Below are 17,397 nucleotides of genomic sequence, written 5' to 3'. Positions count from 1 at the left end.
AGCGTTCGGGGGTCCGCTCTTCGCACCTTCTCCGTGCCCGGCCCTGACAGTCAGCGCGGCGGGACGAACGACTTTTCGACCTATTGGAGGAGATTTCGTGCGACGCATCGTCGGATCACTGGTCGCCGCCGCCGTCACCGCGGTCGTCGTCGCCGCGCCTGCAGCGGCCGACCAGTCGGAGTTCATCCGCAAGCTGCAGGAGCAGTACGTTTTCCTGACCGCGGAACAGCTGATCGCCGCGGGCGACAAGGTCTGCGCCGCCACGGCCAGCGGTGTGCCTGCTTCGGACGCCGTGATGATGGTCCGCAATGATCTGGGGGTCTCGGTTCCGGCCGCCGGCGACATCGTCAGTCTGGCCGTCGTCGAACTCGGCTGCTGACGTCGAACGCGCCGCTCTATTTGGTAACAAGCTGGTCAAGCGGCGCGTGGCGCACTGAAAACTGCAGACTCGCATTGTTAGCTTGCCGGCGTGAGGACGTCTGTCTACGCGATGCTGGCCGCGGTGCTGATGCTCGCAGGTGTTGCGGTTCAAACGCCCACGGCCACAGCGTATTCGCGTGACGGGCTGCCGGTGGAAACCCTTGATGTGCCGTCCCCGTCGATGGGTCGCAACATCCGCGTTCAGTTTCAGGGCGGCGGGCCCCATTCGGTGTACTTGCTCGACGGGCTGCGGGCCCGGGAAGACGCCAGCGGCTGGGACATCAACACCGCCGCCTTCGAGTGGTTTTACCAGTCCGGCATCTCGGTCGTCATGCCCGTCGGTGGGCAGGCCAGCTTCTATACCGACTGGTATCAGCCGGCGACGGGAAGCGCGGGCACCGTCACCTACAAATGGGAGACCTTCCTGACGCAGGAATTGCCCGCGTGGTTGGCGGCCAACCGCGGACAGGCGCCGACCGGCAATGCCGTCGTGGGGCTGTCCATGTCGGGCAGCGCGGCGTTGACGTTGGCGATCTGGCATCCGACGCAGTTCATCTTCGCCAGCTCACTGTCGGGCTACCTCAACCCGTCAAGCGGCTTGTGGCCCACGCTGATCGGCCTCTCGATGAAGGATGCGGGCGGCTACAGCGCGACGAACATGTGGGGCCCGACGTCGGATCCGGCGTGGCGGCGCAACGACCCGATGGTCAACATCAACGCACTGGTGGCCAACAACACTGCGCTGTGGATTTACTGCGGCAACGGGGCGACCTCTGAACTCGACGCCGGCGCAGACTTCGGGGCGCAGTACAGCGCGCAGTTCCTGGAGAACATCACGTTGTCGACGAACAAGGAGTTCCAGCAGAAGTACCTCGCGGCAGGCGGACGCAATGCGGTCTTTCACTTCCCGACCGACGGAACGCACAGCTGGGGTTACTGGGGTTCGCAACTGCAGGCGATGAAGCCGGATCTGCTGCGCATCCTCGGGGCCGGCCGACCCTGATCGTGATGCTTCGGATATTTGCTGGCTGACCGGCACTGATGGGTCCCGACGATGCGCGCGCTCGGCCGACTCGCTACCCTGTTGCGCGGGTTAAGACCGCAGCCTCGTGATCGGCCATGACCGCTACGGTGGTTGCCAAACAAGAGGTGAGTCTTGGACGGACAACTTTGTACCGAGAACTGGGTGGGACGTGTCGCTGTCGTCGCGGCCTCCGGGGATCTCGACATGCTCACGGCGCCTCAGCTGAGGGATGCCGTGCAGGCGGCGTTGGCGAAGGATCCGACGGGTTTGATCGTCGACCTGACCAACGTGGAGTTTTTGGGGTCTGCGGGCATGCAGGTGCTGATGGAGACCCACAACCAGACCGACGGTGCGCAGACCCGGTTCGCCGTCGTCGCGGAGGGCCCTGCCACCAGCCGGCCGCTGAAGATCACGGGGATCGCCGATCTGATCGACCTGTTCTCCTCGTTGGATGACGCGCTCGGCAACCTCACTGCGTGAGCCCGGGCTGGGCGGGGTAATCAGTTCGAACCATGAACACTCCGACGGAACTTGGATTTTCGAGCAACGGCCCGGCAGACGCGCAGACCGTTGCCGAGTTCCGCAACGCCTTTGCGCAATGGCTGCGAGCCAATTTCGCGCTCGATGCGGACCGGCTCAGTGACGTGCTGCTGGCGGTGAACGAGGCGTTGACCAACTCGGCCGAGTTCGCTTACGTCCAGGCGCAGCAACCAGGCACGATGTCGGTGACCGCCCGCTACGATGCCGCGGACCGCCGCCTGGTCGCGATGGTTTCCGACCAGGGGTTATGGCTGGAAAAGACGCCGGACGGCAAGCCGAGTACCCGCGGTCGCGGGATCGAGCTGATGCGCGCGCTGTCGGACCGCGCGACGATCGACCGGTCTGCATCGGGCACGCGCGTGCAGCTCGAATTCGACGATTGCCGGCTCGTCTCCCACGAGTGCTACGCGGACTCCGCATAGCTTGCAGTTGTGACGGTCGGGGCGCCTGGGGTCGGTTTGCTGGCGTGTCCGCGTGTGATTTACCGCTCACTTTGCGCTCGAAAGCTAAGAAATCGTTATCGCATGACGCTGGACACAGTGTTCGGAAGCTGTTGCGACGGCGTCGTTTACACAGGTCAGCCGTGCAGCGTCTGTTGCTCTTCGAAGGTAGCGACCGGGTAACGAACGCTTTTCTAAGCGGTGTATGAGAGCTTTTCGCGGTTCCTCTCAGACCGTGCTTCTCGTCGACCAAGCGTGTCGGTTTCCGTCGCTAGACTCGTTGCGAGACCGCGCCGGCAGGCGCGCTGCGACTTTTGGAGTCTAGGCCGGCGAACGTCATTGCCGGCGGAGGTACCGGAGAACAATGGTTAGCTTTTTGATGCCTGAACATGCTCGCCCCGCGGCGGGTGCAACCGGAACGCGGGTGGATCCGAGCGTCACCGCATTGGGTGCTGTCGAGCTGAACCGCGGACCGGTCGGCGACATCGCGGCGACCGGAACCGGTGCGGCGCTGGTGACGCATCCCGGTGACGACAGCGTCGCGGTGCTCAACGCGCGCACGCTCGCGGTCGAAGCGATCATCGCCGTCCACGGCGAGCCGTTCGCCGTCGCAGTCCACGACGACCGTGCCTACGTGAGCACCTCCTCGTGGAGTCACAAGGACGAGGTCGCGGTCGTCGACACCGCCACCAAGACGGTGATCGCCGCGTATCCGCTGGCGCACAATGTCACGGCACTCGTCGTCAGCCCCGACGGCAAGCGGGTCTACGCCGGAAGAACCGGCGACGGACACATCGACGTCGCGGTGATCGACATCCCCGCCGACCGTGTCGACACGATCGACGTCGCGACGGGTGCGGGCATCGGCGTCGACGCCCTCGCGATCGACCCGAGCGGCACGCACCTTCACATCGCGACCACCGACGCCCGCGGCAGCGCGGTGGTGACCGTCGACCTCGAAACCGGGCGGCTCGGTCGCGCTGTGCGGATCGGCGCGCCCATCCGCGACATCGCCGTGGCCGACGACACCGCCTACGTCCTCAGTTCGGACCGGACCCGCGGCGGCGTGGTGCACGTGGTCGAGCTCGCGACCGGACGCGTCTCCGACACCGTCGAACTGGGCGGCGCCCCAACGCTGCTCGCGATCGGTGAGGACAAGACCAGGGCCTACGTTGTCGACTACGACCACGTCGTGGTGTTGTGCACCCTCACCCTGCAGGTCGTCGACACCATCGCCGTCGGCGCCCGGCCGTCCTGCGTGACGGTCGACTCGCACGCTGGTCGGGTGTATGTCGCCGACTACGCGGGCGCGGTGACGGTGTTCGCCGCCGATTCGACGATGCCGCTGCTGTATTCGCAGTTCGCCGCGACCGATCCGATCGTCGCCGACGAGTTCCGCGAGCTGGAGCCGGTTACCGCCTAGGGTGCAGCGCAGGGATCACGACGATCCGAGTTCCTGCGCAGCGATGGCGAATATGTCCTCGCCCGCACCGATCGCCACGAAATGGCCGGCGCCGTCGACGGGATGCCAAACCGAGCCTGGCATCGCGTCGGACACCGCCTTGTTGATTGGATCCGGCACGAGTTGGTCATCGAGCCCCTGCCACAGATGTACCGGCCTGGTGATCCGGGAAACGTCGAAATCCCACCGCCGGTAGAGCAGTTCGGCGTCGCGCACCAGCCCGTCGGATCCGTGAGCGAAGCATTCGGCTACCGCGTTCGAGAATGTTTCTTCGACGCCCGGCCGGCGCAGCATCTCTCGGTCGTAATCGTTGACCGACTTACGCAGGCTCTTGATGAACCCCTTGGGCAGGTTTTTGGCGGTGTAACCGAGCGCGGCGTACATGAGTTGGAAGCCTGGCTTGAACCGTGTTGCGAGCAAGCCACCCAGCGCGTCGATTTTCGAAAGATATTGGGCCGCAGAGTTGTTACCGAAGGCGCCGTAACTGCCTGGCGCAATGCTGCTGACGTGGCCCAGCCGCGTGGGATCGATGTGGGCGGCGGCCGCTAGTGCCCACGGTCCGCCCTCAGACCAGCCCGTGACGCCGAACTTGCGGTATCCCAATGCATCTGCGACGGCCGTCAGATCGTCGGCCCAGCCGGCGTAGGACCGTACCTTCTGGGCGCTTGACTGCCCCATACCCGGGCGGTCGACCCCGATGAGCCGGATGCCGTTCTTGGCGGCCGCATCCGCCAACAGGCGTACCTCCAGTCGGCTGCTGGGCCCGCCGTGGTTGTGAATGACGAGCGGGCCGTTCGAGTCGCCGACGTCGACGTAGGCGAGCCGACGTCCGTCGCGCGTGGTCACCTCAGCAGTCACGCCCTCACCTCCGGATGCTCGCGGCGTCAGCGTGCGCTAGCGGCCGCTGCAGTCCAGCGAGACCGAGACGGGCTGGCTGATGACTACCGGGAACAGCACGCCGTCCTGATTGCCGCCGAGCAGCGGCCGCAACTGAGTGAACTGCTGCGGGTTGCGGACGCTGGTGACGACGCACTCGTCGAGCGGTGCGGTGCCGATCTTGTCGATGCGGACCGTGTAGCCCTCACTCTGCAGCTTCTCGATCACCTCGGCCGCCGACTCCTGCTGAGCCCAGGCCGACGCGGCGGGCGCGACCAGCAGCCCGCAGATGCCCGCGGACGCAGCCGCTACCCGAATCGTCCGCATGACCGGCCTCCCTCTCGTCTTCGGTCAATCATGCGCCATCAGCGCTCGGCGCGCTGGTATGCGGTCACCACCGCAGCACCGCCCAGGCCGATGTTGTGCTGCAGCGCGGCGGTGACGTTGTCGACCTGCCGCTTGTCGGCCGTGCCGCGCAACTGCCAGGTCAGCTCCGCGCACTGGGCAAGGCCCGTCGCGCCGAGCGGATGGCCCTTGGAGATCAGCCCGCCGGAGGGGTTGACGACCCAACGCCCGCCGTACGTGGTGTCGTTGTTGTCGATCAGCTTGGGGGCCTCGCCCTCGCCGCACAGGCCGAGCGCCTCGTAGAGCAGCAGTTCGTTGGCCGAGAAGCAGTCGTGCAGCTCGATCACCTGGAAGTCGGCCGGCCCGAGCCCGGACTGGTCGTAGACCTGCTGTGCGGCCTGCACATTCATGTCGTAGCCGATGAGGTTCTTGGCGCTGCCGTCGAAGCTGGACTCGAAATCGGTGGTCATCGCCTGGCCGACGATCTCCACCGCCTGGCCGGCAAGTCCGTGCCTGTCGACGAACGCCTCGCTGACCACGATCGCCGCACCGGAGCCGTCGGAGGTCGGCGAGCACTGCAGCTTGGTCAGCGGATCGGAGATCATCTTGGCCGCCAGGATGTCATCGAGGGTGTACTCCTCCTGGAACTGCGCGTACGGGTTGTTCACCGAATGTTTGTGGTTCTTGTATCCGATCTTCGCGAAATGCTCTGCGGTGCTTCCATGTTGCCGCATGTGCTCGCGCCCAGCGGCGCCGAACATCCACGGCGCCACGGGAAACCCGAACTCGTCGATCTCGGCCATCGCCTTGACGTGCTTGCCCATCGGCGATTCGCGATCGTCGTGACCGCCCTGCAGCGATCCCGGTTGCATCTTCTCGAAGCCGAGCGCGACCGCGCAGTCGGCGAGCCCGCCGCGGATCGTCTGCGCGGCCAGGAACAGCGCCGTGGAACCCGTCGAGCAGTTGTTGTTGACGTTGACGATCGGGATGCCGGTCATACCGAGTTCGTAGAGCGCCCGGTTGCCCGACGTCGAGTCGCCCGCGACGTAGCCGACGAAACCCTGCTGCACCTCGGAGTAGTCGATGCCGGCGTCCTCGAGTGCCTTGGTGCCGGACTCCTTGGCCATCTGCGGGTAGTCCCAGCCCTCACGGCGGCCGGGCTTCTCGAACTTCGTCATTCCGACGCCGACGACGAAAACTCTGTTGTTGTTGACGGTGGGCATGTGATGCATCCTTTCGCTGCGCTGCGATGACAGAAACACACAGCGCGGCAGCTGTCCAGCGCCGTCAGCCGTACTTCAGCCACCACTTGTGCAGATCGACGAGGTTTTCGCTCAGCGTGTCACCCAGGATCAACTCGGCGTTCCTGGTCCACGTCACGCCGGACTGCTCCTTGTAGGTGCCGCACGCGATACGGCCGGCCACCGTGTCCGGCGTCTCGGTGAAGTGCCAGGTGGTCGGCGAGTCGGTGCTGCTTTCGGGGCATCGCAGCATAGGCGTGTACAGGGCGATGATGTCGTCGAAGGCCTTGTCGAGGCTCGGCTGATCGGCGTACAGCGAGTAGCGCGCGTTCCGTGGGCCGCCCTGCGGTGCGGCCTGGCCGCAGTCCACGGTCGCCAATGCGCCGGTGGCGGGCGGGTGCACCGGCTGGCACACGCCCTCGTCGTAGCCGGCCGGCAGCAGGCCCAGCAGCTTGGCGTCGAGCGAGCCTGCGTTCGGCGTGGGCGTCGCGCTGCGCGGCGTCCGCCGGGGGCGCTCGCTGGTCTGGGTCGGCTCGGTGGTCGTGGTGCCCGACGCCGAGGGCCCGTCCTCGTCGGGCGCCAGGAGGAACCAGATCCCGACTGCGCCGACGACCAATACGAACACCGCGGCAGCCGCGGCCAAGGGGATCCAGGCGGTGCTCTTGCGGCGTGGTGGCCTCGGTGGACCCGGCGCAGGCGTGGCGCTCCACATCGGCCCGCTCGGCGGACCGGCTGCGGTGTGGAAAGCGGCTTGCGTGGGCGGCGGTGTCGGGGAAGGCGTCTGGTAGATCGGTGGCCCCTGCGGGACCGGCGGGGGTGGCGGAATATACGGCGTCGCGGCCTGGCTGCGCTGCAGGATGGTGGCTGCCTGATCCTGATCACGTTGTGTGAGTGCATCGTTCGCCGCCGCCGCCAGGTCACCGGCGCTGGCGTAGCGGTCCTCCGGTCTCTTCGCCATGCCGCGCGCGATCACCGCATCGAAGGCGGCCGGGATGCCGGGCCGCTGCCGGCTGGGCTGCGGGATGGGCTGCATCAGGTGCGCGGTGATGACGACGCTGACGCTGTCGCCGGGGTATGGCTGTGAGCCGGTGAGGCATTCGTACAGAACGCAGCTCAGCGCGTACACGTCAGCGCGATAGGTCACCTCGTCGTTGGTGAACCGTTCCGGCGCCATGTACGCGTAGGTGCCCACCGCGGTGCCCAGCTCGGTGAGCTTCTCGTCGGTGGCGGCGTTGGCGATACCGAAGTCGACGAGATAGGCGAAGTCGTCGCGGGTCAGAATGATGTTCTCGGGCTTGATGTCTCGATGCATGATGCCGCTTTCGTGTGCGGCATCGAGCGCCGAGGCGATCTGCTTGACGATGGCCACCGCCCGCGCGGGCGTCATCGGACCGTAGTTCTTCAGCACCTTGCGCAAGTCGGTGCCGTCGATCATGCGCATGTCGACGTAGAGCAGGCCATCGATTTCGCCGTAGTCGTGGATCGGGACCACATGCGGCTCCTGCAGCCGGCCCGCCGAGTGTGCCTCGCGCTGTAACCGCTTGCGGAACACCGGGTCGTTGGAGGCCGACTCCGGCAACAACTTCAGCGCGACGATGCGGTCCTTGGCGGTGTCCTCGGCTTCGTACACCTCGCCCATGCCGCCCTTGCCCAACAGCCGGCGCAGCCGATACGGGCCGATCTGGGAACCGACACGTGATTCTCCCTGCTCGGGGTCGGTCATCGGGTGCTCCTCGGGCGGTGCGGTATCCGACGAAGTCACCCTAATCCCCAGTTGGGCCGGATGCGGCTGGATCCGCGGTCTGCGATTGTGACCCGCAGCCCCGGGTTGTGGTGTAGACCTGCAAGAGTAGAACGTGTTCTAGTTTCGTGGTGAAGGAGTCGGTATGGGCCTGCGGGTCGTGCAGTGGGCAACCGGAGGTGTCGGCGTCGCAGCGATCAAGGGCGTGCTCGAACATCCCGAACTCGAACTCGTCGGCTGCTGGGTGCACTCATCGCACAAGGCGGGCAAGGACGTCGGTGAGATCATCGGCATCGAACCACTGGGCGTCACCGCCACCGACAGCCTCGATGAGATCCTCGCCCTCGACGCTGATGCGGTGATCTATTCACCGTTGCTGCCGGATCCGGACGTGGTGGCGGCGCTGCTGCGGTCCGGTAAGAACGTCGTCACCCCCGTCGGGTGGGTGTACCCGAGCGACCGGCAGGGCACGCCGTTGCGGGAGGCCGCAATCGCGGGCAACGCGACGTTGCACGGCACCGGCATCGCTCCGGGCGGCATCAGCGAGAAGTTCCCGCTGCTGTTCTCCGCCTTCTCAACGGGCGTGACTTTCGTTCGCGCCGAGGAGTTTTCGGATCTACGGACTTACGAAGCGCCCGATGTCGTTCGGCACGTGATGGGGTTCGGCGAAGTCCCGGACAAGGCGCTCAGCGGGCCGATGCAGAAGTTGCTCGACGGAGGCTTCATCCAGGCCGTGAACATGATCGTCGACAAGGTCGGCTTCCGCGCGGACCCGAAAATCCGCTCCGCACAGGAGATCGCCGTCGCGACTGCGCCCATCGAATCACCGATCGGTGTCATCGAGCCGGGACAGGTCGCGGGCCGCAAGTTCCACTGGGAAGCGCTCGTGGCCGACGAACCGGTGGTGCGGGTGACCGTGAACTGGTTGATGGGTGAGGAGAATCTCGATCCCGCTTGGACGTTCGGCCCGGAAGGCCAGCGGTACGAGATGGAGGTCCGGGGCAACCCGGACGTCAACATCGTCGTCAAGGGCTTCCAGTCGGCGGTCGGCGGCGAGGGACCGGAGTACGGCATCGTCGGCACCGCTGCGCACTGCGTGAACTCGGTACCGGCGGTGTGTGCCGCCGCGCCCGGCATCGCGACGTATCTGGACCTGCCGTTGATCAGCGGCAGGGCGGCGCCGGGACTGTGAGGAGACGAGCACTGGTTCTCGCCGGCGGCGGGGTGGCGGGAATCGCATGGGAGACCGGCATCCTGACCGGTATCGCCGACGAGTCCCCCGCGATGGCGGAGACGCTGCTGACCTCCCACGGCCTGGTCGGCACCTCGGCGGGTTCGACGGTCGCGGCGCAACTGGGCAGCGGCCTCGGGTTGTCCGCGCTGTTCGACAGGCAGACCGCGGCGAGGTCCGCGGAGCTCGACCCGGGCGCGGGCATCGAGGAGATCACCGAGATGTTCCTCGCCGCGATGACCGAGCCCGGTTCGAAAACCGAGAAACTGCAGCGGATCGGCGCGATCGCGGTGGCCGCCGAGACCGTCGCCGAACCGGTACGGCGCGCGGTGATCGAGCAGCGGCTGCCGTCGCACGACTGGCCGGACCGCGACCTGCGCATCGCGGCGATCGACACCGCGACCGGCGAACTGGTCGCGTTCGACCGCGCGTCGGGCGTCTCGCTGGTCGACGCGGTCGCAGCAAGTTGCGCGGTGCCGGGCGTGTGGCCGCCGGTCACCATCGGCGGGCGGCGGTTCATGGACGGCGGCGTCGGCAGCACGGTCAACCTCGCGCTCGCCGATGACTGTGAGGTGGCCGTCGCGCTGATCCCGCAGGGCCTCTCCTCACCGTCGCCCTTCGGGAGCCGAACCAGGGAAGAGGTCGCCGCGCGCAACGCCTTCGGCGTGTTCGCCGACGACGAGGCGCTGGCCGCGTTCGGGGCCAACCCGCTGGACCCCGCCTGCCGGATCCCGTCGGCACACGCCGGTCGGCGGCAGGGCAGGCGAGTGGCCGCTCAGGTGGCCGAGTACCTCGAGCTCTAATCTTCAGTAGCGGAGGGGATTTCGCGACGCCGCGGCTTCTCGAGCGCATCAAGTGCGGCTGCGGTCAGCTCGACACCGACATCGATCACCTCCGCTGCGCGGTGAAACTCCAGGCTCCGGCATGCCGAACGCGGCACCTCGATGAGTAGATCGGGTGGGTAGCCGGCCAGCTGGTGCCGCGCCAGCGCCGCCTGGGCGATGTCGATGGTGCGGTTCATCACCTCGAAGCTGCCGAGTTTGGGGACCACGGCCGCTTCCTTGGTCGCGTCGACGAGTTCCTCGTCGCTGTCTGTCGGCGCAAGGTCTTCGTCGGAGCCGGCGCCGAAGCGGCCCAGCACCGCATTGGACTCGAACAGCGACGTGGTGCTGCGCCACACCCGAGCCAACCATTCGCTGGTCATGCGCGATCCGGGTTCGGTCGGCTCCTCGGCGCCACCGGATTCGCTGCCCGCCAGGGACACCGCGATGGTCAGGTCGGCGTTGACGGCCGCGATCGGCGCCATCGGCAGCGGTTCGAGGATGCCGCCGTCGGCGAGCAGGCGGCCGTCGAGTAGGTGCGGTGCGATCACGCCCGGGATCGCGATCGAGGCCCGGATCGCGGCGTCCACCGGCCCACGCTGCAGCCACACCGACTTGCCGGCGATCAGGTCGGTCGACACCGCGGTGTAGGGGATCGGTAGGTCCTCGATCCTGACCTCGCCGAGGATGTCACGCACCGCGTCGAGGATCTTGGTGGCGCGCAGCACGCCCGCAGCGGTGATCGAGGGGTCGAGCAAGCGCAGCACCGCGCCCTGGGTCAGCGACTGCGCCCAGTCCGTGAATTGGTCGAGCCTTCCCGCCGCCCGCAGCCCACCGACCAGCGCCCCCATGGAGGAGCCGGCGATGCCGACGATCTCGTAGCCGCGGTCCTGCAGCTCTTCGATCACCCCGATGTGGGCGTACCCGCGGGCGCCGCCGCTGCCCAGCGCCAGCGCCACCCGCTTGCCAGCCATACCGCCATTGTCGCGCGCGGGCGGCGGGCTAGCCGCAGAGGCCGTCGGCGGCCGCCCGCACGGCGACGATGACCGCGGCCTGCCGCGGCGGCGGCAACGCAGACCACGCGGTGTCGTAGGTGCCTGGCCCCGCCGAATCCGTGGTCTGCAGCATGCCGAGGTACGGCTCGATCTGCTCCTTCGGGTCGCCGCCCTGCTCGGCCATCCACTGCCTGGCCGTGGTGCAGGCCTTGGAGTACTCCTCCTCGGTCGACTCGGCGGGCGCCCCGACCGCCGTGGTGACGCCGCCAGGGGAGACCGCGACGGAACCCGGTGCCGCAGTGGGCGTTTCCGAGCTGGTTTCGGTGGCGGTCGGAGATGAGGGCTCGTCGGGCGTGGTTTCGGTGCCCGACGAGCATCCCGCGATGACGCCTGCCATCGTGACGGCCGCCACGACGAGATGACCAGAGTGCCTGCGCATGCCCGCCAATTTAGAGTGTGTCGAGCAGATCCCCTAGCCAGGCCTGCACCGTCGACTTCGGCTCAGCGTGATTTTGAGCCGCAGGGTCCCGGTGGCCAGCGGTTATCCGGTTCGCTCGCCGGCTGCGGGGCTGCATGCCACGGGGTGGCTGTGAGACTGGGTGCATGACGACCGGACGCCAGGAGTGTTGCGGGGCTTAGCGCCCCGCCCGTCTCGCCCCTTCTTCTGGAGTTGTCATGGCCGCCTCTGCAGTCCTGCCCGCTGCCGTCCCGGCAGTCTCCGCGCCGACACGGCTGCGGTTACCCGATCTGTTGCTCGCCGCCGATCGCGGTGCCGACGATGTGCTCGCCGGTCGCTACGACCACCTGATGCCCCTCGGCGGTCCGCCCACCGACGAGCGGTGGTTCACCCGCCTTCACGGTGACGACGAACTCGACATCTGGTTGATCAGCTGGGCGCCGGACCGGTCGACCGAATTGCACGACCACGGCGGGTCCCTCGGGGCGCTGACTGTCGTGTCCGGCGCGCTGCGGGAAACCCGCTGGGACGGTGGAGCTTTGCGGCATCGTCGGCTGTCCGCGGGCGATCAGGCCGCCTTTCCGCTGGGATGGGTGCACGACGTGGTTCGGGCGCCCGAGCGTGATACCTCGGCTCCGGTCGTGTCGACGCTGAGCGTGCACGCATATTCGCCGCCGCTCACCGCGATGTCCTACTACGAGGTGACGAAACGGAAAACGTTGCGCCGGAACCGCACCGAGCTCACGGATGCGCCGGAGGGTTGACATGAGCAGTCGAATCGAACGGGTCCTGGACGACGCTCGCGCGCGGCTGCGCCGGTTGCCGGCCTCGGAGGTGCCCGGCGCGTTGGGCCGGGGCGCCATCCTGGTCGACATCCGGCCACAGGCGCAACGTGCGCGCGAGGGTGAGGTCACCGGAGCGCTGGTGATCGAGCGCAATGTGCTCGAGTGGCGCTGCGATCCGACGAGCGATGCGCGGCTGCCGCTGGCCGTCGACGACGATGTCGAGTGGGTGGTGCTGTGCTCGGAGGGTTACACCTCGAGCCTGGCCGCCGCATCGCTGCTCGACCTCGGCCTGCGCCGGGCGACCGACGTGATCGGCGGGTACCACGCGCTGAAGGCCGAAGGGGTTGTCGTCTAGGCGTTTTCGTCGTTGGACAACAGCGGCCTCAAACGTTCGGTTTTCTCCGGCGTCCAGCCCGGGGGCTGCAGGACCGCCGCCCATGCGTCGGCCACATTCTTGACGTAGACGTGGCCGTGCCCGTCGGGCACGTCGACGGCGACCGCCATGTCCGCCGACACCTGCAGGAACGTCACCACCGGGATCCACTGCATCCGCCCCGATACGTCGTATCCCCGAGGCTCTTTGAGCCAATCAGGTTCGGCGAACAGCAGATCCGGATCGAACCAGGCGATCGGGTCCGAAGCGTGCTGCAGATACACGACCCGGGGACTGCCCCATGGCTCGTCGGGCCGGCCCAGGTCTTCGGCGCGGGCGGCGAAGCGGACGTTCTCACCCTTGTCGAAGATCGGCAGCCACATCGGCGAACCCGAGTCGCGGTCGCGGGTGAGCTGCGTCCAGATCGTGTTGTTGAACGTCGGGCCGCTGAACAGCGCGCCGTCCGTGCGCGCGATGAGGTTGTTGAGCGCGAGGAACGGCGCCTCGCCGCCGAACGAGCCGAGGCTTTCGCCGAAGACGACCAGGCGTGGCCGCTGTTCCTCGGGCATCTCGCGGATCAGCGCGTCGACGGCCTCGAACAGCGCCTGTCCGGCCTGTCGCGCGTTCTCACGGTCCACCAGGAACGACAACCAGCTCGGCAGGAACGAGTACTGCATCGACACGATCGCGGTGTCGCCGTTGTACATGTACTCCAGCGCCGAGGCTTCCGCCTCGTTGATCCACCCGGTGCCGGTGGTGGTGGCCACCGCGACCACTTGGCGGTTCAGACCGCCGGTGCGCTGCAACTCCCGGGCAGCCAACTCGGCGGTGGCCTTGATCCCGTCGGCGGAATGCAGGCCGGCGTAGGCACGGATCGGCTCGACGGCCGGCCGCCCGTTGAACGCGGTCAACTCCTCGACCGTCGGGCCCGCGGCCACGAACACCCGGCCCTGGTGGCCGAGCGACTCCCAGCTCGCCAGCGACTGTGGCCCGCCCGACCGCAACGGCGATGTCGGCGCTGCGAAGTCCGGGTCGGTCTCGTCGTTGACCGCGGAGAACGTACGGTTGATGGTGCTCATCGCGAAGCGCACCACAATGCCGTTGAGCAGCGCGACCGTGAGCGCGATCAGTAACGCCACCACTACGACGGCCGAGACCCGCGGCGGCGCAAAGCGTTCGAGTTGGCGCACCAGGAAGCGCACCAGCCTGCCGATCAACTGGCCGATCTCGACGAGCACGAACAGCGTCACGATCGACAGCACAGCGGTCAGTGGGTGATCCCAGAAGCCCAGTCGCGGTACGCCATTGAGGTCGCGCACCTCGTCCTGCCAGATGTGGAAGTAGATGATCATCAGGATCTGGCCGACGACGCCGACGATCACCAGCGCGATCCAGGCCTGCCGGGGCGCGGGCGGACTGCTGTCCTTCGACCGCATGTAGCGCACCAGCCAGACCGCGAACACGCCGAGGCCGTAGCCGAAAGCGCCGGCGGCACCGCTGACCAGACCCTGGAACAGCGGGCCACGCGGTAACAGTGAGGGCGTCAGCGAGAGCCAGATGAACACCAGCCCGACCGCGGTTCCGGTGAACGTGTAGTGGCGCAGCCACCAGGGCTTGGCAGCTGGCTTCTCGGCGGGTCTGTCCTGCGGCGGCGCTTCGACTGTCGGCTCTGTGTCGCCGCGGGTTTCGGTCACCCCCGCAGATTAACGGTGGCGGAAGTTGGCGGGGCGTTTCTCGGTGAACGCGTTCATGCCCTCGGTCTGGTCTTCGGTGGCGAACGCCGAATGGAACAGCCTGCGCTCGTAGAGGAGTCCTTCGGCGAGCGTCGTCTCGAACGCGCGGTCGACGGCTTCCTTGGCCATCCGCGAGGCCGACAGCGACATTCCCGCGATGGTCTTGGCGACCGCGTTGGCTTCGTCGAGCAGGCTGTCGGCGGGCACCACGCGCGACACCAGGCCGGCGCGTTCGGCCTCCTCGGCGTCCATGTTTCGACCGGTGAGGATCAGGTCCATCGCCTTGGCCTTGCCGACGGCCCGGGTGAGCCGTTGCGAGCCTCCCATGCCGGGCAGCACACCGAGTTTGATCTCGGGCTGGCCGAATTTCGCGGTGTCGGCGGCGATCAGCAGATCGCACATCATCGCCAATTCGCAACCACCGCCGAGGGCGTATCCGGCGACGGCGGCGATCGTGGGTGTTCGGGTGGCGGCGAACCGGTTCCAGGCGGCGAAGAAGTCGCTTCCGAACACGTCGGCGAACGACAGGCCGGCCATCTCTTTGATGTCCGCGCCCGCGGCGAACGCCTTCTCGTTCCCGGTGATGATGATGGCGCCGATCGCGGGGTCGTTGTCCAATTCGGCTGCCGCGGAGGTGACTTCGTGCATCACCTGGCTGTTGAGGGCGTTGAGCGCCTTCGGCCGGTTCAAGGTGATCGTCGCAACCCGGTCGTCACGGGTGACCAGAATGGTCTCGTAGCTCATCAGAACTCCAATTCGCGGTCGGCCGGCGCGAAGTAGTCCTCGACGTCGGCGGTGGTGACGGCCGCCAGCGAGGCAGGCGACCACTTCGGGTTGCGGTCCTTGTCGACGACCTGGGCGCGGATGCCCTCGACGAAGTCGTGGGAGCGCAATGAACCGCACGAGGTTCGGTATTCCTGCCGCAGCACGTCTTCGAGTGTGTCGAGTTTCGCGGCGCGGCGCAGGGCTTCCAACGCGACGGACACCGAGATCGGCGAGCGGGTCTCGATCAGGTCGGCAGCGTCGACGGCGGGCCCGGCGTCGTGTCCCCGCAGCGCGGCGACGATGTCGGCCACCGTGTCGTTCGCGTAGCACTGGTCGATCCAGTCGCGCTGTGCGACAAGGTTGCTCGGCGGCGGCTCGGTGGCGTGCGCGGCCAGCGCGGCGTCGATGCCGTCATCGATGAGCTTGGCCTTGAAGTCGGCGAGCCGGTCGTGGGGCACGAAGTGGTCGGCGAATCCCATCGCGATCGCGTCGGCGCCGTCGAAGTTCGCGCCAGTCAGCGCGGCGTGGCGGCCGAGCAGGCCGGGCGCGTGCGACAGGATCAGCGTGCCGCCGACGTCGGGGACGAAGCCGATGCCGACCTCGGGCATCGCCATCTTGGTGGTGTCGGTGACGACGCGCACGCTGCCGTGGGCGCTGACGCCGACGCCGCCGCCCATGACGATGCCATCCATCAGCGCGACGTACGGCTTGCTGAACCGGCCGATCTGGGCGTTGAGCAGGTATTCGTCGTACCAGAACGCCCGCGCTTCGCGCCCTTTTTCGGGGCCGTCGGCTTTGGCGCTGTGATAGAGCGCGACGATGTCGCCGCCGGCGCACAGGCCGCGTTCGCCGGCGCCGTCGACCACGACGGCGGTGACGGCGTCGTCGTTCTCCCACTCGGCGAGCGCGCGCGACATCGCGGTGACCATCCGATGGTTCAGCGAATTGATGGCCTTGGGCCGGTTGAGGGTGATGAGGCCGACGCCGCGGTCAACAGTTACTAGGACATCCTCGTTTTCGCCCACGGGTATGCAATGTAGAACGTCGCCCGGCCTGCGGCGGCTCCGGGTAGGGTTTCTGCTTGAAGACGCTGGAAAGTTCGGCGGCGCAGCCGGGAACCGACCAGGGGATCGAAACGTTGACGGTGTGTTCGCGAACGTCGAACCACATCACAGGAGAGGAACCGACGGTGCGGGAATCCAGCAACCCCGTATTCCGAACCCTGCCGAAGACGCAGGGCGGATATGCGCAATTCGGTACCGGAGCCGCGGGCTACGGTACGCAGGCGGTACACGCCGACCCCTATGTGACCCAGTACCCCGATCAGCGGCAGACCGGTGTCGCGCGGCCGTTGACCATCGACGACGTCGTCACCCGCACCGGCATCACGCTGGCGCTGCTGTCGGCCGTCGCCGTCGTCTCGTACTTCCTGGTCGCTCAGAACATCGGGCTAGCCATGCCGTTCACCCTGGTGGGTGCCCTCGGCGGGCTGGTGCTGGTGCTGATCGCCACGTTCGGCCGTAAGCAGGACAATCCCGGGATCGTGTTGAGCTACGCCGCGCTCGAGGGTCTGTTCCTCGGCGCGTTCTCGTTCGTCGTGGCCAACCTGATGGTGTCGGGTGTCAGCGCCGGTGCGCTGATCAGCCAGGCCGTGTTGGGCACGATCGGCGTGTTCGCCGGCATGCTCGTGGTCTACAAGACCGGCGCCATCCGGGTGACGCCGAAGTTCACCCGCTTCATCGTGGCCAGCCTGTTCGGCGTGGTCGTTTTGATGCTTGGCAACCTGGTGCTCGCGTTGTTCGGTGTCGGCGGCGGCGAGGGCCTCGGCCTGCGCAGCGGCGGCCCGATCGCGATCATCTTCTCGCTCGTCTGCATCGGCCTGGCGGCGTTCAGCTTCCTGATCGACTTCGACGCGGCCGATCAGATGATCCGCGCCGGTGCGCCGGAGAAGGCGGCGTGGGGCATCGCGCTCGGCCTGACCGTCACGCTGGTCTGGCTGTACATCGAGATCCTGCGGCTGCTGTCCTACTTCAACAGCGACTAGCAGCCTGACGAGAAGGCCCGGCACGAAATGTGCCGGGCTTTTTCATTTCCGCCGAAACTGCACACAGATCGCGATTCATCCACAGATCGCGATCTGTGTGCAGT

The 17,397-nt window shown here is 67.3% G+C and carries 19 protein-coding genes; 10 read left to right on the top strand and 9 right to left on the bottom strand.

The genetic code is table 11. The annotated features are described in order from the left end of the window. Nucleotides 1-97: 97 nt before the first annotated feature. The 5 genes from AU185_RS24670 (at nucleotide 98) to AU185_RS11815 (ending at nucleotide 3,847) form a co-directional block, all read left to right on the top strand. The gene (locus AU185_RS24670) at nucleotides 98-379 is read left to right on the top strand and encodes a DUF732 domain-containing protein (protein ID WP_231740222.1); all 282 of its coding nucleotides are present in this window, start codon (nucleotides 98-100) and stop codon (nucleotides 377-379) included. A gap of 111 nt (nucleotides 380-490) precedes the next feature. After that, entirely contained in the window at nucleotides 491-1,423 is a 933-nt protein-coding gene (locus AU185_RS11830; RefSeq protein ID WP_059098002.1) for an esterase family protein, read from the top strand. A 153-nt stretch (nucleotides 1,424-1,576) separates the two neighbouring features. Continuing rightward, the gene (locus tag AU185_RS11825; protein ID WP_059098001.1) at nucleotides 1,577-1,924 is read left to right on the top strand and encodes an STAS domain-containing protein; all 348 of its coding nucleotides are present in this window, start codon (nucleotides 1,577-1,579) and stop codon (nucleotides 1,922-1,924) included. A gap of 32 nt (nucleotides 1,925-1,956) precedes the next feature. Next, complete coding sequence (locus tag AU185_RS11820) at nucleotides 1,957-2,406, top strand: ATP-binding protein (RefSeq protein ID WP_059098000.1); 450 nt, start codon at nucleotides 1,957-1,959, stop codon at nucleotides 2,404-2,406. A gap of 382 nt (nucleotides 2,407-2,788) precedes the next feature. Further along, nucleotides 2,789-3,847, top strand: a complete 1,059-nt coding sequence (locus AU185_RS11815) for an MmpL3/TtfA transport complex stabilizer (RefSeq protein WP_059097999.1) — start codon at nucleotides 2,789-2,791, stop codon at nucleotides 3,845-3,847. Nucleotides 3,848-3,862: 15 nt separating this feature from the next. On the opposite strand, the gene AU185_RS11810 is transcribed toward AU185_RS11815, so the two are convergent. The 4 genes from AU185_RS11810 to AU185_RS11795 form a co-directional block, all read right to left on the bottom strand. After that, nucleotides 3,863-4,744, bottom strand: a complete 882-nt coding sequence (locus tag AU185_RS11810; protein WP_059097998.1) for an alpha/beta fold hydrolase — start codon at nucleotides 4,742-4,744, stop codon at nucleotides 3,863-3,865. A 36-nt stretch (nucleotides 4,745-4,780) separates the two neighbouring features. Further along, nucleotides 4,781-5,089, bottom strand: a complete 309-nt coding sequence (locus tag AU185_RS11805; protein WP_059097997.1) for a hypothetical protein — start codon at nucleotides 5,087-5,089, stop codon at nucleotides 4,781-4,783. 38 nt (nucleotides 5,090-5,127) lie between these two features. Beyond that, nucleotides 5,128-6,330, bottom strand: a complete 1,203-nt coding sequence (locus AU185_RS11800) for a lipid-transfer protein (protein ID WP_059097996.1) — start codon at nucleotides 6,328-6,330, stop codon at nucleotides 5,128-5,130. 64 nt (nucleotides 6,331-6,394) lie between these two features. Further along, entirely contained in the window at nucleotides 6,395-8,071 is a 1,677-nt protein-coding gene (locus AU185_RS11795; RefSeq protein ID WP_059097995.1) for a serine/threonine-protein kinase, read from the bottom strand. A 163-nt stretch (nucleotides 8,072-8,234) separates the two neighbouring features. Between AU185_RS11795 and AU185_RS11790 the strand changes: the two genes are divergently transcribed. Both AU185_RS11790 and AU185_RS11785 read left to right on the top strand, forming a co-directional pair. Continuing rightward, nucleotides 8,235-9,281, top strand: coding sequence for an NAD(P)H-dependent amine dehydrogenase family protein (locus AU185_RS11790; protein WP_059097994.1), 1,047 nt, complete (start codon nucleotides 8,235-8,237; stop codon nucleotides 9,279-9,281). After that, the gene (locus tag AU185_RS11785; protein ID WP_059097993.1) at nucleotides 9,278-10,123 is read left to right on the top strand and encodes a patatin-like phospholipase family protein; all 846 of its coding nucleotides are present in this window, start codon (nucleotides 9,278-9,280) and stop codon (nucleotides 10,121-10,123) included. The genes AU185_RS11790 and AU185_RS11785 overlap by 4 nt, the downstream gene beginning before the upstream one ends. On the opposite strand, the gene AU185_RS11780 is transcribed toward AU185_RS11785, so the two are convergent. Together AU185_RS11780 and lpqV are read right to left on the bottom strand one after the other, a co-directional pair. Next, on the bottom strand, nucleotides 10,120-11,115 hold the full coding sequence (locus AU185_RS11780; protein ID WP_082683850.1) for a patatin-like phospholipase family protein: 996 nt from the start codon (nucleotides 11,113-11,115) through the stop codon (nucleotides 10,120-10,122). The genes AU185_RS11785 and AU185_RS11780 overlap by 4 nt on opposite strands. A gap of 28 nt (nucleotides 11,116-11,143) precedes the next feature. Continuing rightward, nucleotides 11,144-11,575, bottom strand: a complete 432-nt coding sequence (gene lpqV / locus AU185_RS11775) for a lipoprotein LpqV (RefSeq protein WP_059097992.1) — start codon at nucleotides 11,573-11,575, stop codon at nucleotides 11,144-11,146. A gap of 236 nt (nucleotides 11,576-11,811) precedes the next feature. On the opposite strand from lpqV, the gene AU185_RS11770 reads away from it, so the two are divergent. Beyond that, on the top strand, nucleotides 11,812-12,357 hold the full coding sequence (locus AU185_RS11770) for a cysteine dioxygenase (RefSeq protein ID WP_059097991.1): 546 nt from the start codon (nucleotides 11,812-11,814) through the stop codon (nucleotides 12,355-12,357). Between the two features lies 1 nt (nucleotide 12,358). Then, complete coding sequence (locus AU185_RS11765; RefSeq protein WP_059097990.1) at nucleotides 12,359-12,733, top strand: rhodanese-like domain-containing protein; 375 nt, start codon at nucleotides 12,359-12,361, stop codon at nucleotides 12,731-12,733. On the opposite strand, the gene AU185_RS11760 is transcribed toward AU185_RS11765, so the two are convergent. From AU185_RS11760 to AU185_RS11750, 3 genes are read right to left on the bottom strand one after another with little or no spacing between them, the layout of a single operon-like run. Then, on the bottom strand, nucleotides 12,730-14,445 hold the full coding sequence (locus AU185_RS11760; protein ID WP_059097989.1) for an alpha/beta hydrolase: 1,716 nt from the start codon (nucleotides 14,443-14,445) through the stop codon (nucleotides 12,730-12,732). The genes AU185_RS11765 and AU185_RS11760 overlap by 4 nt on opposite strands. A gap of 9 nt (nucleotides 14,446-14,454) precedes the next feature. After that, nucleotides 14,455-15,228, bottom strand: coding sequence for an enoyl-CoA hydratase (locus AU185_RS11755; RefSeq protein ID WP_059097988.1), 774 nt, complete (start codon nucleotides 15,226-15,228; stop codon nucleotides 14,455-14,457). Further along, nucleotides 15,228-16,274, bottom strand: coding sequence for an enoyl-CoA hydratase/isomerase family protein (locus AU185_RS11750; protein WP_059097987.1), 1,047 nt, complete (start codon nucleotides 16,272-16,274; stop codon nucleotides 15,228-15,230). Before AU185_RS11750 ends, AU185_RS11755 begins: the two co-directional genes overlap by 1 nt. Nucleotides 16,275-16,438: 164 nt before the next feature. Here AU185_RS11750 and AU185_RS11745 point away from each other — a divergent pair, with 164 nt between their 5' ends. Then, on the top strand, nucleotides 16,439-17,293 hold the full coding sequence (locus AU185_RS11745) for a Bax inhibitor-1/YccA family protein (RefSeq protein WP_059098418.1): 855 nt from the start codon (nucleotides 16,439-16,441) through the stop codon (nucleotides 17,291-17,293). Nucleotides 17,294-17,397: the final 104 nt, after the last annotated feature.

Source organism: Mycobacterium sp. GA-0227b (genome assembly GCF_001499855.1).
Lineage (GTDB): Bacteria > Actinomycetota > Actinomycetes > Mycobacteriales > Mycobacteriaceae > Mycobacterium.
This window is presented reverse-complemented; position numbering and strand designations above follow the sequence as displayed.